Raw genomic sequence first — 15,000 nt, forward strand, 5'->3', positions numbered from 1 at the left:
TCTCGGTTCTCGATGGGGGTAGCGACTACCAGCGGTAGTGCGCGAAGGCCTTGTTGGACTCGGCCATCTTGTGCGTGTCCTCACGCTTCTTGACCGAGGCGCCGAGACCGTTCGAGGCGTCCAGCAGCTCGTTCATGAGGCGCTCGGTCATGGTCTTCTCGCGACGGGCGCGGGAGTAACCGACCAGCCAGCGCAGCGCCAGGGTGGAGGCGCGGCCCGGACGGACCTCGACCGGCACCTGGTAGGTGGCGCCACCGACGCGGCGGGACTTGACCTCGAGAGCCGGCTTGACGTTCTCGAGAGCGCGCTTGAGGGTGATGACCGGGTCGTTACCGGTCTTCTCGCGCAGACCCTCCATGGCGCCGTACACGATGCGCTCGGCGGTGGAGCGCTTGCCGTGCAGGAGGATCTTGTTGATCAGCGACGTCACCAGAGGGGAGCCGTAAACCGGGTCGATGATGACCGGGCGCTTCGGGGCGGGGCCCTTACGAGGCATTCTTACTTCTCCTTCTTGGCGCCGTAGCGGCTGCGAGCCTGCTTACGGTTCTTGACGCCCTGCGTGTCGAGGGAGCCGCGGATGATCTTGTAGCGAACACCCGGCAGGTCCTTCACACGGCCACCGCGCACGAGCACGATCGAGTGCTCCTGCAGGTTGTGACCCTCACCCGGAATGTAAGCGGTGACCTCGATGCCGGAGGTCAGGCGCACACGCGCGACCTTACGGAGCGCCGAGTTCGGCTTCTTCGGGGTGGTCGTGAAAACACGCGTGCAGACGCCACGACGCTGGGGCGAACCCTCGAGTGCGGGCGTCTTGTTCTTCTCGACCTTGTCCTGCCGGCCCTTCCGGACCAGCTGCTGGATCGTAGGCACCGTTTCTCCGGTTTCTGTGATCTCGATAAAACTAACCTGGGAACCCGCCGACCCACGCGGTCGGGCGTGTCGAACGCTGCAGACCCCTGCCGATGGTGGAAAGGGCGCAGAATTCGGTGTCTTCGACCGCTACGGACCGAGAAGATCCGAGAGGTCCGGTCTCCCGTGCGGACTGTGGGCACACACGAGAGCCCAGGGACACCCCAGGCACAAGGTCAGAGCCTACCTAGCGCATGGGCTGCGGTCAAAACAAATGCACACGCGGAGGACACCCCGATGTGCTGCATATGTCACGTTATGCCGGGGCCGCAGGCGGTTGGTGTCGCGCGTATGGGTGAAATCACGCGGCCGGCGCTCCCCTCTCCCGGATCCGCCGGAGCCCGGATACGCCGCAGGGCGGCCACCCCGGTGGGATGACCGCCCTGTGGACGTACCGCTTGCGGCTTACTGGTTGTACGGACCGTAGTCGTAGTCCTCCAGCGGGACCGCCTGGCCGGAGCCGGTGCCGAAGGGCGAGTAGTCGATGTCGTCGTAACCGACGGCAGAGTACATCGCGGCCTTGGCCTCCTCGGTGGGCTCCACCCGGATGTTGCGGTAGCGGGACAGGCCCGTACCGGCCGGGATGAGCTTACCGATGATGACGTTCTCCTTGAGGCCGATCAGGGAGTCCGACTTGGCGTTGATCGCCGCGTCGGTCAGAACCCGGGTCGTCTCCTGGAAGGACGCCGCCGACAGCCACGACTCGGTGGCGAGCGAGGCCTTGGTGATACCCATCAGCTGCGGACGGCCGGAGGCGGGGTGACCGCCCTCGGTGACCACACGACGGTTCTCGGACTCGAAGCGCGTGCGCTCCACGAGCTCGCCCGGCAGCAGCTCGGCGTCGCCGGACTCGATGATCGTCACGCGGCGGAGCATCTGCCGGATGATGATCTCGATGTGCTTGTCGTGGATCGACACACCCTGCGAGTTGTAGACCTTCTGGACCTCGCCGACCAGGTGAACCTGGACGGCGCGCTGACCCAGAATGCGCAGGACGTCGTGCGGGTTGGTGGCACCCACGGTGAGCTTCTGGCCCACCTCGACGTGCTCGCCCTCGCTGACCAGCAGACGGGCGCGCTTGGAGATCGGGAACGCCGTCTCCTCGCTGCCGTCGTCCGGGGTGACGATGAGCTTCTTGGTCTTCTCGGTCTCCTCGATACGGATGCGGCCGGCCGCCTCCGAGATCGGGGCGACACCCTTGGGCGTACGGGCCTCGAAGAGCTCGACGACACGGGGCAGACCCTGGGTGATGTCGTCACCGGCCACACCACCGGTGTGGAAGGTACGCATCGTCAGCTGGGTACCGGGCTCACCGATGGACTGGGCGGCGATGATGCCGACCGCCTCACCGATGTCCACCAGCTTGCCGGTCGCCAGCGAGCGGCCGTAGCAGAAGGCACAGGTGCCGACCGCGGACTCACAGGTGAGGACCGAACGGGTCTTGACCGTCTCGACGCCGTTGGCGACGAGCTGGTCGATGAGCACGTCACCGAGGTCGACGTTGGCCGGCGCGATGACCTTGCCGTCGATGACGACGTCCTCGGCCAGCATGCGGGCGTAGACGCTGGTCTCGACGTCCTCGGCCTTGCGCAGCACACCGTCGGCACCGCGGGACGCGATCTGCAGCTTGAGGCCGCGCTCGGTGCCGCAGTCCTCCTCGCGGATGATGACGTCCTGCGAGACGTCCACCAGACGACGGGTCAGGTAACCCGAGTCGGCGGTACGCAGGGCGGTGTCCGCGAGACCCTTACGGGCACCGTGGGTGGAGATGAAGTACTCCAGCACGGAGAGACCCTCACGGAACGACGCCTTAATGGGTCGCGGGATGGTCTCGTTCTTCGCGTTCGACACCAGACCACGCATACCGGCGATCTGACGCATCTGCATCATGTTTCCTCGGGCACCCGAGTCAACCATCATGAAGATGGGGTTCGTCTTGGGGAAGTTCGCGTTCATCGCCTCGGCAACCTCGTTGGTCGCCTTGGTCCAGATCGCGATGAGCTCCTGCGTGCGCTCGTCCTTGGTGATCAGACCGCGCTCGTACTGCTTCTGGACCTTCTCGTCCTGGGCCTCGTAGCCCTTGACGATCTCCTTCTTGGCCTCCGGCACGACGATGTCGGAGACGGCGACGGTGACGCCGGAGCGAGTGGCCCAGTGGAAGCCGGCCGCCTTCAGGTTGTCGAGCGTCGCCGCCACGATGACCTTGGGGTAGCGCTCGGCCAGGTCGTTGACGATCTCGGAGAGCTGCTTCTTGCCCACCGAGTAGTCGACGAACGGGTAGTCCTCGGGCAGCAGCTCGTTGAAGAGCGCGCGGCCCAGGGTGGTGCGCAGACGGAAGGAGTCACCCTGCTGCCACTCCGGCTCGCCCTCCTCGGTGACCGGGGGAACCCAGCCGCGCGGGGGAACGGTGCCGATCGGGAAGCGGATGTCGACCTTCGCCTGGAGCGAGAGCTCACGGGCGTCGAACGCCATGATCGCCTCGGCGACCGAGCCGAAGGACCGGCCCTCGCCGATGACCTTGCGCTCTTCCTCGTCGGTGGTGAGGAAGAACAGACCGAGCACCATGTCCTGGGTCGGCATGGTGACCGGACGGCCGTCGGCCGGCTTGAGGATGTTGTTCGAGGACAGCATCAGGATGCGGGCCTCGGCCTGCGCCTCCGCGGAGAGCGGCAGGTGGACGGCCATCTGGTCACCGTCGAAGTCCGCGTTGAACGCGGTGCAGACGAGCGGGTGGATCTGGATGGCCTTGCCCTCGACCAGCTGCGGCTCGAAGGCCTGGATGCCGAGGCGGTGCAGCGTGGGCGCACGGTTCAGCAGCACCGGGTGCTCGGCGATGACCTCTTCGAGGACGTCGTACACCACGGTGCGGCCGCGCTCGACCATGCGCTTGGCCGACTTGATGTTCTGCGCGTGGTTCAGGTCGACCAGGCGCTTCATCACGAACGGCTTGAAGAGCTCCAGCGCCATGGCCTTGGGCAGACCACACTGGTGCAGCTTCAGCTGCGGACCGACGACGATGACGGAACGGGCCGAGTAGTCGACTCGCTTACCGAGCAGGTTCTGACGGAATCGACCCTGCTTACCCTTCAGCATGTCGCTGAGGGACTTCAGCGGGCGGTTACCGGGACCGGTGACCGGGCGACCGCGGCGGCCGTTGTCGAACAGCGCGTCGACGGCCTCCTGCAGCATCCGCTTCTCGTTGTTCACGATGATCTCGGGGGCACCGAGGTCAAGGAGACGCTTGAGGCGGTTGTTGCGGTTGATCACACGGCGGTACAGGTCGTTCAGGTCGGAGGTCGCGAAGCGGCCACCGTCCAGCTGCACCATCGGACGCAGGTCCGGCGGGATCACGGGGATGCAGTCCAGCACCATGCCGCTGGGGCTGTTGCGGGTCTGCAGGAAGGCGGAGACGACCTTGAGGCGCTTGAGCGCACGGGTCTTCTTCTGGCCCTTGCCGGTCCGGATGATCTCGCGGAGGCGCTCGGCCTCCTCGTCGAGGTCGAAGGACTCCAGGCGCTTCTGCAGCGCGGCGGCGCCCATCGCACCCATGAAGTAGGTGCCGAAGCGGTCGCGCAGCTCGCGGTAGAGCAGCTCGTCGCCCTCGAGGTCCTGGACCTTGAGGTTCTTGAAGCGGTTCCAGACCTCGTCGAGACGGTCGATCTCGCGCTGCGCACGGTCGCGCAGCTGCTTCATCTCACGCTCGGCGCCCTCGCGCACCTTGCGGCGCACGTCGGCCTTGGCACCCTCGGCCTCGAGCTCGGCCAGGTCGGCCTCGAGCTTCTTGGCACGGGCCTCGAGGTCGGCGTCACGGCGCTGCTCGATCTGCTGGCGCTCGACGGAGACGTGGGCCTCCAGCGAGGGCAGGTCGCGCGTGCGGCGCTCGTCGTCCACCCACGTGATCATGTAGGCGGCGAAGTAGATGACCTTCTCGAGGTCCTTCGGGGCGAGGTCGAGCAGGTAGCCCAGACGCGACGGGACGCCCTTGAAGTACCAGATGTGGGTGACGGGAGCGGCAAGCTCGATGTGGCCCATCCGCTCACGGCGCACCTTGGCGCGAGTGACCTCGACGCCACAGCGCTCACAGATGATGCCCTTGAAGCGGACACGCTTGTACTTGCCGCAGTAGCACTCCCAGTCCCGGGTCGGACCGAAGATCTTCTCGCAGAAGAGTCCGTCCTTTTCGGGCTTCAGGGTGCGGTAGTTGATGGTCTCCGGCTTCTTGACCTCGCCGTGGGACCAGGTTCGGATGTCGTCCGCGGTCGCCAGGCCGATCCGCAGCTCGTCGAAGAAGTTGACGTCGAGCACTGTTCGTCAATCCCTCTTTCAGGGTCGTGTCTTCATCAGTGGTCTGAGGGGGTCCGGGGACGACGGGGGGCTCGTGGTGAGCCCCCCGTCAGACCCGTCAGACCTCTTCGACGCTGCTCGGCTCGCGCCGGGACAGGTCGATACCGAGCTCTTCCGCAGCGCGGAAGACGTCCTCGTCCGTGTCGCGCATCTCGATGGACATGCCGTCCGAGGACAGCACCTCCACGTTGAGGCACAGGGACTGCATTTCCTTGATGAGCACCTTGAAGGACTCGGGAATGCCGGGCTCGGGGATGTTCTCGCCCTTGACGATGGCCTCGTAGACCTTCACGCGGCCGGTCACGTCGTCGGACTTGATGGTCAGCAGCTCCTGGAGGGCGTATGCGGCGCCGTATGCCTCAAGCGCCCACACCTCCATCTCACCGAAGCGCTGGCCACCGAACTGAGCCTTACCACCCAGCGGCTGCTGGGTGATCATGGAGTACGGACCGGTCGAGCGGGCGTGCAGCTTGTCGTCGACCAGGTGGTGCAGCTTGAGGATGTACATGTACCCGACGGAGATCGGGTCCGGGAACGGCTCGCCGGAGCGGCCGTCGAACATCCGGGCCTTACCGGACGGGAGCACCATGCGCTCGCCGTCGCGGTTGGGGATCGTGGACTCGAAGAGACCGGCGATCTCGTCCTCGCGGGCGCCGTCGAAGACCGGGGTCGCGACGTTGGTGCCCGGCGCGACGTCGTCGGCGCCGATGGCCTGCAGGCGCTTCATCCAGTCCTCGTCGCCCTCGACCTTCCAGCCGCGGCTGGCGAGCCAGCCGAGGTGGATCTCGAGGACCTGTCCCGGGTTCATTCGGGACGGGACACCGAGCGGGTTGAGGATGATGTCGACCGGGGTGCCGTCCTCGAGGAACGGCATGTCCTCGACCGGGAGGATCTTGGAGATGACACCCTTGTTGCCGTGACGGCCGGCGAGCTTGTCACCGTCGGTGATCTTGCGCTTCTGGGCGACGTAGACGCGGACCAGCTGGTTCACGCCCGGGGGAAGCTCGTCCCCCTCCTCGCGGTCGAAGACGCGGACGCCGATGACCTTGCCGATCTCACCGTGCGGGACCTTCAGCGAGGTGTCACGGACCTCACGGGCCTTCTCACCGAAGATCGCGCGGAGCAGGCGCTCCTCCGGGGTCAGCTCGGTCTCACCCTTCGGGGTGACCTTGCCGACCAGGATGTCGCCGGCGACGACCTCGGCACCGATGCGGATGATGCCGCGCTCGTCGAGGTCGGCGAGGACCTCCTCGGAGACGTTCGGGATGTCCCGGGTGATCTCCTCCGGGCCGAGCTTGGTGTCACGGGCGTCGACCTCGTGCTCCTCGATGTGGATCGAGGAGAGGACGTCGTCCTGCACGAGGCGCTGCGACAGGATGATCGCGTCCTCGTAGTTGTGACCCTCCCACGGCATGAACGCCACGAGCAGGTTCTTGCCCAGCGCCATCTCGCCCTCGTCCGTGGACGGGCCGTCGGCGAGCACCTGGCCGGTGGTCACGCGGGCGCCCTCGTCCACGACGACCTTCTGGTTGAAGGACGTGCCCTGGTTCGAGCGGGAGAACTTGGCGACCCGGTACGTGTTGTACGTGCCGTCGTCGTTGGCCACCGTGACGTAGTCGGCGGAGACCTCCTGGACGACACCGTCCTTCTCGGCCTTGATGACGTCACCGGCGTCGACCGCGCAGCGGTACTCCATGCCGGTGCCGACCAGCGGCGCCTCGGCCTTGATCAGCGGAACGGCCTGGCGCATCATGTTCGATCCCATGAGCGCGCGGTTGGCGTCGTCGTGCTCGAGGAACGGGATCATGGCGGTCGCGACCGACACCATCTGGCGCGGGGAGACGTCCATGTAGTCGACGTCGTCGCCGGCGATGTAGTCGATCTCGCCGCCACGGCGGCGGACCAGCACGCGGGCCTCGGCGAAGCGCATGTCCTCGGTGAGGGCGGCGTTCGCCTGGGCGATGACGAAGCGGTCTTCCTCGTCGGCAGTCAGGTAGTCGACGTCGTCCGTGACGACACCCTCGACGACCTTGCGGTACGGGGTCTCGACGAAACCGAACGCGTTGACGCGGCCGTAGGAGGCGAGCGAGCCGATCAGACCGATGTTCGGGCCTTCGGGCGTCTCGATCGGGCACATGCGGCCGTAGTGCGACGGGTGAACGTCACGGACCTCGAAGCCGGCCCGCTCACGGGAGAGACCACCCGGGCCCAGCGCCGAGAGACGGCGCTTGTGGGTCAGACCCGACAGCGGGTTGGTCTGGTCCATGAACTGGGACAGCTGGCTGGTGCCGAAGAACTCCTTGATGGAGGCGACGACCGGCCGGATGTTGATCAGGGTCTGCGGCGTGATCGCCTCGACGTCCTGGGTGGTCATCCGCTCGCGGACGACGCGCTCCATACGAGCCAGACCCGTGCGGACCTGGTTCTGGATGAGCTCGCCGACGTTGCGCAGACGACGGTTGCCGAAGTGGTCGATGTCGTCGGTCTCGACGACGATCGAGGTGCCGTTCTCGCCGACCGTCTCCAGCTCACCGGCGTGCAGCTTGACCAGGTACTTGATCGTCGCGATGACGTCGTCCGTGGTCAGCACACCGGCGTCGAGGGGGGCCTCCGCGCCGAGCTTCTTGTTCACCTTGTAGCGGCCGACCTTCGCGAGGTCGTAGCGCTTGGGGTTGAAGTAGAGGTTCTCGAGCAGCGTCTGCGCGGCCTCACGGGTCGGCGGCTCGCCCGGACGCAGCTTGCGGTAGATGTCGAGCAGCGCGTCGTCCTGGCCCTGGGTGTGGTCCTTCTCCAGGGTGGCGCGCATGGACTCGTACTCGCCGAACTCCTCGAGGATCTGCTCGGTGGTCCAGCCGAGAGCCTTCAGGAGGACGGTGACGGACTGCTTGCGCTTGCGGTCGATGCGGACACCGACCATGTCGCGCTTGTCGACCTCCATCTCCAGCCAGGCACCCCGGGACGGGATGATCTTGGCCGTGAAGATGTCCTTGTCGGACGTCTTGTCGATGGAGGAGTCGAAGTAGACGCCGGGCGAGCGGACCAGCTGCGAGACGACGACACGCTCGGTGCCGTTGATGCAGAAGGTGCCCTTGTTGGTCATGAGCGGGAAGTCGCCCATGAAGACCGTCTGAGACTTGATCTCACCGGTCTCGTTGTTCGTGAACTCGGCCGTGACGAAGAGCGGGGCCGCGTACGTGAAGTCGCGCTCCTTGCACTCGTCGATCGAGTTCTTCGGGGGCTCGAAACGGTGGTCGCGGAAGGTCAGCGACATCGACCCGGAGAAGTCCTCGATCGGGGAGATCTCCTCGAAGATCTCCTCCAGACCGGACTTCGTGGGGACGTCCTGACCAGACTCCAGCGCAGCCTCGACGCGAGCCTTCCAGGCGGCATTGCCGAGCAGCCAGTCGAAGCTCTCGGTCTGCAGCGCAAGGAGGTTCGGAACCTCGAGGGGCTCCTTGATCTTCGCAAAAGAGATGCGCAGCGGGGCGGTGCTGGCGCCGTTGTTCGTATTGGCAGTCGAGGCGTTGCGCGAGGCGGCCAAGAGGGGGTCCTTCCGAGGGCTCGGACTCACTACGCGCGTACCGGCCCCACACCGTGCATCGATAAGAAATCCCAGGTCAGCGGGTTTCCATCAGCAGTGCTCGATAGTGGGCATGCCCCTGGTGACGGGCAGGGAGCAGCTAACAGGCAGCGCAAAGGGTCAGTGTAGCCACTTGGCCCACTGATGTCCAGAGCGGATGTGCGGAGACCGGTGCGATACCAATCTCTCCCTCCGGGATCCTGTTGTCCCTCGCTGTGCGATGCCGCTGCCGTGCTGCTGCCGTGCGCTTCAGGACGCCCGGCACCATCCGGTGCCGATGACGCCTGCCGGCATCGCCTGACGCAAGACTTCCCAGTTCGCCTTCGATCCATGCCTCGGACGGTGGACCGATGTGGCGACGCGTCCTGAGAATTGCGCGCCCCGTCGCGTTCGTCAAGGCCCTACGCCTCGCAGCGCCCCTCGGCACCCCGCGTGACCGTGATCGTCCCGCGCTGCTCCACGGCCCCCGGACCGGCCTCACGACCCGTCCGGGAGGGCAACGAAGATCACCATACTCGCCCCGGGGGTGGGTCGTCGCAGCCGTCCCGGGAAACGCCGAAGGGCGACCACCCGCATGGGTGATCGCCCTTGGCTACCGGCTAACGCCGGTGAAGAGAGTCAGACGACTCGCGAGGTCACTTGACCTCGACGGAGGCGCCGGCGCCCTTGAGGGCCTCGGCGGCCTTCTCCGCGGCGTCCTTGGCGACCTTCTCGAGGACCGGCTTCGGGGTGCCGTCGACGAGGTCCTTGGCCTCCTTCAGACCCAGGGAGGTCAGCTCACGCACGACCTTGATGACCTGGATCTTCTTGTCACCGGCGGCGGTGAGGATGACGTCGAACTCGTCCTTCTCCTCGACCTCGGCGGCCGGGGCGCCCGGGACGCCGGCGGCGGCGACGGCGACCGGAGCGGCGGCGGTGACGTCGAACTTCTCCTCGAAGGCGGAGACGAACTCGGAGAGCTCGATGAGGGTCATGCCCTCGAACTGCGCGAGCAGCTCGTCCTGGGTGAGCTTCGCCATGATGGCGGTCCTTCCACTAATTCGGCAGGTGCCGGATGTACATTTCGGCGGGCGTACGTAGGGCCCGCTGCGACCGTGACGGGCGCGAGGAATTCAGGCGCGAGCCTGGATTACTCGGCAGCCTCGGCCTCGGCGGGAGCCGGCGTACCGGCACCGCCCTGCTCGACCTTGTCGCGAAGCGCGTCCACGGTGCGGACGAGCTTCGACGGCAGGGCCTGGAAGAGCGCGGCCGCCTGGGACGGCTTCGCCTTCATGGCGCCCGCCAGCTTGGCGAGCAGAACCTCGCGGGACTCGAGGTCCGCAAGCTTCTTGATCTCATCGGCGGACAGCGCCTTACCATCAAGGACACCGCCCTTGATGATCAGGTTGGGGTTGTCCTTGGCGAAGTCACGAAGACCCTTCGCCGACTCCACCGGGTCACCGGTGACGAAGGCAACCGCCGTCGGACCAGCGAAAAGCTCGTCCTCCAGCGTGATCCCGGCGTTGCCAGCCGCGATCTTGGTCAGCGTGTTCTTCACCACGGCGTACTGGGCGTTCTCACCGAGCGAACGACGCAGCGTCTTGAGCTGCGCCACGGTGAGACCGCGGTACTCAGTCAGCACGGCGGCGTTGGAGCTGCGGAACTTGTCCGTCAGCTCGGCAACCGCAGCAGACTTGTCGGGCCTCGCCATGAGCCTCGGCCTCCTTCCGGGTGATTCGGACCGCTACGCGAAGGGACCTGGGCAAAACGAAACGCCCCGGCGCAGGCGCTCGGGGCGTGACTCGACCGCTTCGACCAGAAGTCGTCGCGGGAGTGCTTCCTCAAATCACCTGCGCAGGTCGCCCGCAGCTAGCGGATCCTTCGGCCACCACACCTCCTCGCGGAGGCACAGCAACGACCAGCGGTCTTTGGCTTCTGGAGGACCATACGTGAACGGGACACCCGGAGGCAAATCGGCCCCCGGGTGAGTGTTCTCCGCAGCTCAGGAGAGGCGCCGGGTGACAGACGCGTCGAGTCGGCGGACGCGTCGGGTCAGGAGGCGAGCGGCGGGACCTCGCCGCTCTCCTTCATCTTCTTGAGCTTCTCCATCAGGTCGACGGTCTGGTCCGCCGGCGGCGCCTGGACGCGGGCCTCGGCACCGTAGTCGGACAGGCTCTGGGCGATCTCCATCCGGCCCTTGCTGGTGTCCATGTTCATGACCATCTTCACGGGGAGGTCGTCGGAGCTCACCCAGACGTCCATGTCGTACTGCGTGATGCCGGCCTGCTTGATGGAGTCGAGCAGCTGCTGCCGGTCCTTCTCGTCGAGGCCTTCGAGGCTCTTGTTGGACTTCACGGCCTCGTCCGCGGTGAGCGTGCCCTTGTAGTGCCGGGCCTTCTTCCCGTCGACCGTCTCCTCGCCGACCAGCTTCACGTTGGGCGACTCCTTGAGGAGGGCCATCTGCTTGGCCGGGTCCTGGCCCTGGCTCTGACCGCCGCCCATGAGCTGCTGGAGGCCCTTGGCGTCGCCGCCGGACTCCTTGGCCATCTCGGCCAGATCGATCTTGAGCCAGCGCTTGCCGTCGTTCTTGGCGGCGGCCTCCGGGCCCACGTCGGTGTACGTGACGCTGCCGATCGTGATCGACCGGCTCTCGGAGGGGGCGCCGTCCTTCCCGGGCAGCCCGGTCACGCGCTGGTCCGCGACGGAGGGGTTCCAGCCCACGATGCCGGAGGACTGCAGGGTCACGGGCTGGTCGCCCAGGCCCGGCAGCTTCATGGTCATCTTGAACTTGGCCGACTTGGCCGCCTGCGTCTTCTTGAAGGCCGCGTTGACGGCCTCGGCCGACACCCCCGCCCCGGCCTGCTTCTCCGACTTCGCGGAGGCGCCCGAGGAAGCCCCCGGGGCGGCCTTGTCGTCCTTCTTGTCGCCGCCGCAGGCCGCGACGCCCGCCAGCAGGGCGACCGCCGTCACCGACACGCTCAGGCGCTTCCAGGTGGACTTGTGCATGTCCTGCCCCCCTCTACTCAAAAGCGATCAATGTGAACGTTAGTTCACCACATCGGCAGATGCGTCCGACAGGCGCATGAAGGACGTTAAAACGCAAGCAGGCCCCGCATCTCCTGGGAGATGCGGGGCCTGCTCGTTCGCTTACGCGCCGAGGCGTCGTGATCCGGTCAGGATCAGACGGTCTCGTCCTCCACCAGGAGGTTGCGGGTGCGGTTCGGGTCCAGCGGGATGCCGGCGCCCATGGTGGTGGTCAGGGTCGCCTTCTTGATGTAGCGGCCCTTCGCGGCGGACGGCTTGAGGCGGGTGATCTCCTCGAGCGCCGCGGCGTAGTTCTCCACCAGCTTGGTCTCGTCGAAGGAGACCTTGCCGATGATGAAGTGCAGGTTCGAGTGCTTGTCGACGCGGAACTCGATCTTGCCGCCCTTGATGTCCGTGACAGCCTTCGCCACGTCCGGGGTGACCGTGCCGGTCTTCGGGTTCGGCATCAGACCACGCGGACCGAGCACGCGGCCGAGGCGGCCGACCTTGCCCATGAGGTCCGGGGTGGCGACGACGGCGTCGAAGTCCAGACGGCCCTTCGCGACCTCGTCGATGAGCTCGTCGGCGCCGACGATGTCGGCGCCCGCGGCACGCGCGGCCTCGGCACGGTCGCCGGTCGCGAAGACCAGGACCCGGGCGGTCTTACCGGTGCCGTGCGGAAGGTTCACGGTGCCGCGGACCATCTGGTCGGCCTTGCGCGGGTCGACGCCCAGACGCATGGCAACCTCGACGGTCGCGTCGAACTTGGTGGCGGAGGTGTCCTTCGCCAGGCGGACGGCCTCGAGCGGGGCGTACAGACGCTCACGCTCGATCTTCGCGTCCACGTTGCGAAGAGTCTTGCTGCGCTTCACTGAAACTCCTCAGTGGTGATCGGGAGTCGTGGTGCGGGCCGGCGCTGGCCCTTCCACGGGTACTGCCAGGGGGGTGGAGGTCAGCCCTCGACCGTGATGCCCATGGAACGGGCGGTGCCGGCGATGATCTTCGACGCGGCGTCCAGGTCGTTGGCGTTCAGGTCGGGCATCTTGGTCGTGGCGATCTCGCGGACCTGCGCCTCGGTGATCTTGGCGACCTTGGTCTTGTGCGGCTCGCCCGAGCCCTTGTCCACGCCCGCGGCCTTGAGGATCAGCTTCGCGGCCGGCGGAGTCTTGGTCACGAAGGTGAAGGAACGGTCCTCGTAGACCGTGATCTCCACCGGCACGACCATGCCACGCTGCGACTCGGTCGCGGCGTTGTAGGCCTTGCAGAACTCCATGATGTTGACGCCGTGCTGGCCCAGCGCGGGGCCGACCGGCGGAGCCGGGTTCGCGGCACCGGCGCTGATCTGGAGCTTGATAAGCCCCGTGACCTTCTTCTTCTTGGGAGGCATTGCTCTCTCCGGGTCCTAGTGAGAGTTTTTTGCCCGCGCACAGTGCGCGCAGGCATACCGCACCACGATAACGGGTAACATGCTGCGGCCAAAAACCGAGCAGGTCAGACAGGCTTTATCAGCCGGTCTGACCTGTTCGGAAGCGTTTGATCAGAAGTGTCAGTTCTTCTGGATCTGGTCGAAGCTCAGCTCGACCGGGGTCTCGCGACCGAAGATCTCGACGAGGCCCTTGACCTTCTTCGAGTCGGCGTTGATCTCGTTGATCGTGGCCTGCAGGGTCGCGAACGGGCCGTCGGTGACGGTGACCGAGTCGCCCACCTCGAAGTCCAGCACCTGGACCTCGACCTTGCGCTGCGGCGCCGGCTTGCCCTCGGCCTCGGCGGCCTCGCGGGCGGCCTTCTCCTCGGCCTCCGGGGCGAGCATCTTGACGATCTCGTCCAGCGTCAGCGGGTAGGGGTCGTAGGCGTTGCCGACGAAGCCGGTGACACCCGGGGTGTTGCGGACGACGCCCCAGGACTCGTTCGTCAGGTCCATGCGCACCAGGACGTAGCCCGGGAGCTTGTTCTGGCGGACGGTGCGGCGGTCGCCGTTCTTGATCTGGACGACCTCTTCCTGCGGCACCTCGGCCTGGAAGATGTAGTCCTCGACGTTGAGCGAGACGGCGCGCTGCTCGAGGTTGGTCTTCACGCGGTTCTCGTAACCCGCGTAGGTGTGGATGACGTACCACTCGCCGGGCAGGCCGCGGAGCTCTTCGCGCAGGGCCGTGATGGGGTCGACGGCGGGCTCTTCCTCGGCGGGCTCTTCGGCCTCGTCCTCGGTGTCCTCGGCGGCGGCCTCGGCCTCGTCCTCGTCGGACTCGACGTGGAGAGCGGCCTCCTCGGCCGGCTCGCCCGCAGCGGCTTCCTCGGCGTCGAGCTCGTCGGCGACGTCGGCGCCCTCGACGATCTCCTGCGCGGTGTCGTCGCCCTCGACCTCTGCCGAGGCGGCGGCGTCCACGTCGGCCTCTGCCGCCTCGACGGGCTCGACGGCGTCGTTCAGGTTCGGGTCAGACACGTGGCTGCTTCTTCCTGGCTACAAGGGGTGGAACGTGCGAAAGGGGCGGCCCGCCTCACGGCAGCCGCCCTACCCGCGGATTCAGCCGAAGACGTACTTGACGGCGTTGGTGAACCCATAGTCAATCACGGTGACCAGGCCAATGACGATGACGACAAAGACGATCACCACAGTGGTGTACGTCGACAGCTGGCCCCGGGTGGGCCAGACGACCTTGCGGAGCTCGGCGACGATCTGGCGGTAGAACAGCGCGAGGCGGCCGAAGGGGCCCTTCTTCCCGCGCTTCCCGCCACGGCGGCCCTTCTTGGCGGCCACCTCGTCCTCGGGACGACCGCTCTCAGGCGTCGCGGTGGAGCCAAGGGCTTCCGTCACTACGTCCTCACCTGAATCCGGGTCGTGAGCCGTGCCGCGCCCGGTTGAGCCGCACGGCGGTGCATTTCATAACGTACGCACGCACGCACCCTGGTGACGATGCGTGTAGCAGGGCCGAAGGGACTTGAACCCCCAACCGCTGGTTTTGGAGACCAGTGCTCTACCAATTGAGCTACGACCCTTTGTGGTTTCCCCAACGTACCGCATCCGACCGTGCGCACGGTGTGTGCGGAGCCGGATTGCGGCCGGTGAGGGCCAACGACGGTTGAGTGTACGTGGTCCGGGGGCGTGCGTCGAACAGCTTGTGCCGGAGTACAGCCGGAACGTCGCATTCCGGGCCTTCGGATGGGCC

Annotated in this window: 11 protein-coding genes and 1 tRNA gene; all 12 read right to left on the reverse strand. The window is 66.5% G+C overall.

Translation table 11 applies throughout. The features are described from left to right. Nucleotides 1–25: 25 nt before the first annotated feature. The 12 genes from rpsG to IE241_RS12845 all read right to left on the reverse strand — a co-directional run bounded on the left by rpsG (nucleotide 26) and on the right by IE241_RS12845 (nucleotide 14,830). Nucleotides 26–496, reverse strand: a complete 471-nt coding sequence (gene rpsG / locus IE241_RS12790; protein WP_004950419.1) for a 30S ribosomal protein S7 — start codon at nucleotides 494–496, stop codon at nucleotides 26–28. 2 nt (nucleotides 497–498) lie between these two features. Then, complete coding sequence (gene rpsL / locus IE241_RS12795) at nucleotides 499–870, reverse strand: 30S ribosomal protein S12 (protein WP_003948652.1); 372 nt, start codon at nucleotides 868–870, stop codon at nucleotides 499–501. A gap of 444 nt (nucleotides 871–1,314) precedes the next feature. After that, on the reverse strand, nucleotides 1,315–5,214 hold the full coding sequence (locus IE241_RS12800) for a DNA-directed RNA polymerase subunit beta' (RefSeq protein WP_190021810.1): 3,900 nt from the start codon (nucleotides 5,212–5,214) through the stop codon (nucleotides 1,315–1,317). 97 nt (nucleotides 5,215–5,311) lie between these two features. Then, on the reverse strand, nucleotides 5,312–8,794 hold the full coding sequence (rpoB, locus tag IE241_RS12805) for a DNA-directed RNA polymerase subunit beta (protein WP_190021811.1): 3,483 nt from the start codon (nucleotides 8,792–8,794) through the stop codon (nucleotides 5,312–5,314). Nucleotides 8,795–9,468: 674 nt separating this feature from the next. Next, the gene (gene rplL, locus IE241_RS12810) at nucleotides 9,469–9,852 is read right to left on the reverse strand and encodes a 50S ribosomal protein L7/L12 (RefSeq protein WP_190021812.1); all 384 of its coding nucleotides are present in this window, start codon (nucleotides 9,850–9,852) and stop codon (nucleotides 9,469–9,471) included. A 110-nt stretch (nucleotides 9,853–9,962) separates the two neighbouring features. Continuing rightward, nucleotides 9,963–10,523: a 50S ribosomal protein L10 gene (gene rplJ, locus IE241_RS12815; RefSeq protein ID WP_190021813.1), complete on the reverse strand. Its 561-nt coding sequence runs from the start codon at nucleotides 10,521–10,523 to the stop codon at nucleotides 9,963–9,965. A gap of 341 nt (nucleotides 10,524–10,864) precedes the next feature. Then, nucleotides 10,865–11,818: an SCO4651 family lipoprotein gene (locus tag IE241_RS12820; RefSeq protein WP_190021814.1), complete on the reverse strand. Its 954-nt coding sequence runs from the start codon at nucleotides 11,816–11,818 to the stop codon at nucleotides 10,865–10,867. 173 nt (nucleotides 11,819–11,991) lie between these two features. After that, nucleotides 11,992–12,708: a 50S ribosomal protein L1 gene (gene rplA / locus IE241_RS12825; RefSeq protein ID WP_190021815.1), complete on the reverse strand. Its 717-nt coding sequence runs from the start codon at nucleotides 12,706–12,708 to the stop codon at nucleotides 11,992–11,994. Nucleotides 12,709–12,788: 80 nt separating this feature from the next. Beyond that, complete coding sequence (gene rplK / locus IE241_RS12830; RefSeq protein ID WP_058046838.1) at nucleotides 12,789–13,223, reverse strand: 50S ribosomal protein L11; 435 nt, start codon at nucleotides 13,221–13,223, stop codon at nucleotides 12,789–12,791. A gap of 159 nt (nucleotides 13,224–13,382) precedes the next feature. Beyond that, entirely contained in the window at nucleotides 13,383–14,276 is an 894-nt protein-coding gene (gene nusG, locus IE241_RS12835) for a transcription termination/antitermination protein NusG (RefSeq protein WP_190021816.1), read from the reverse strand. Nucleotides 14,277–14,357: 81 nt separating this feature from the next. Further along, on the reverse strand, nucleotides 14,358–14,648 hold the full coding sequence (secE, locus tag IE241_RS12840) for a preprotein translocase subunit SecE (protein ID WP_030368429.1): 291 nt from the start codon (nucleotides 14,646–14,648) through the stop codon (nucleotides 14,358–14,360). Between the two features lie 109 nt (nucleotides 14,649–14,757). Next, nucleotides 14,758–14,830 (reverse strand) — tRNA-Trp (locus IE241_RS12845). Nucleotides 14,831–15,000: the final 170 nt, after the last annotated feature.

It is taken from the genome of Streptomyces hiroshimensis, from assembly GCF_014650335.1.
Classification (GTDB): Bacteria; Actinomycetota; Actinomycetes; order Streptomycetales; family Streptomycetaceae; genus Streptomyces; species Streptomyces hiroshimensis.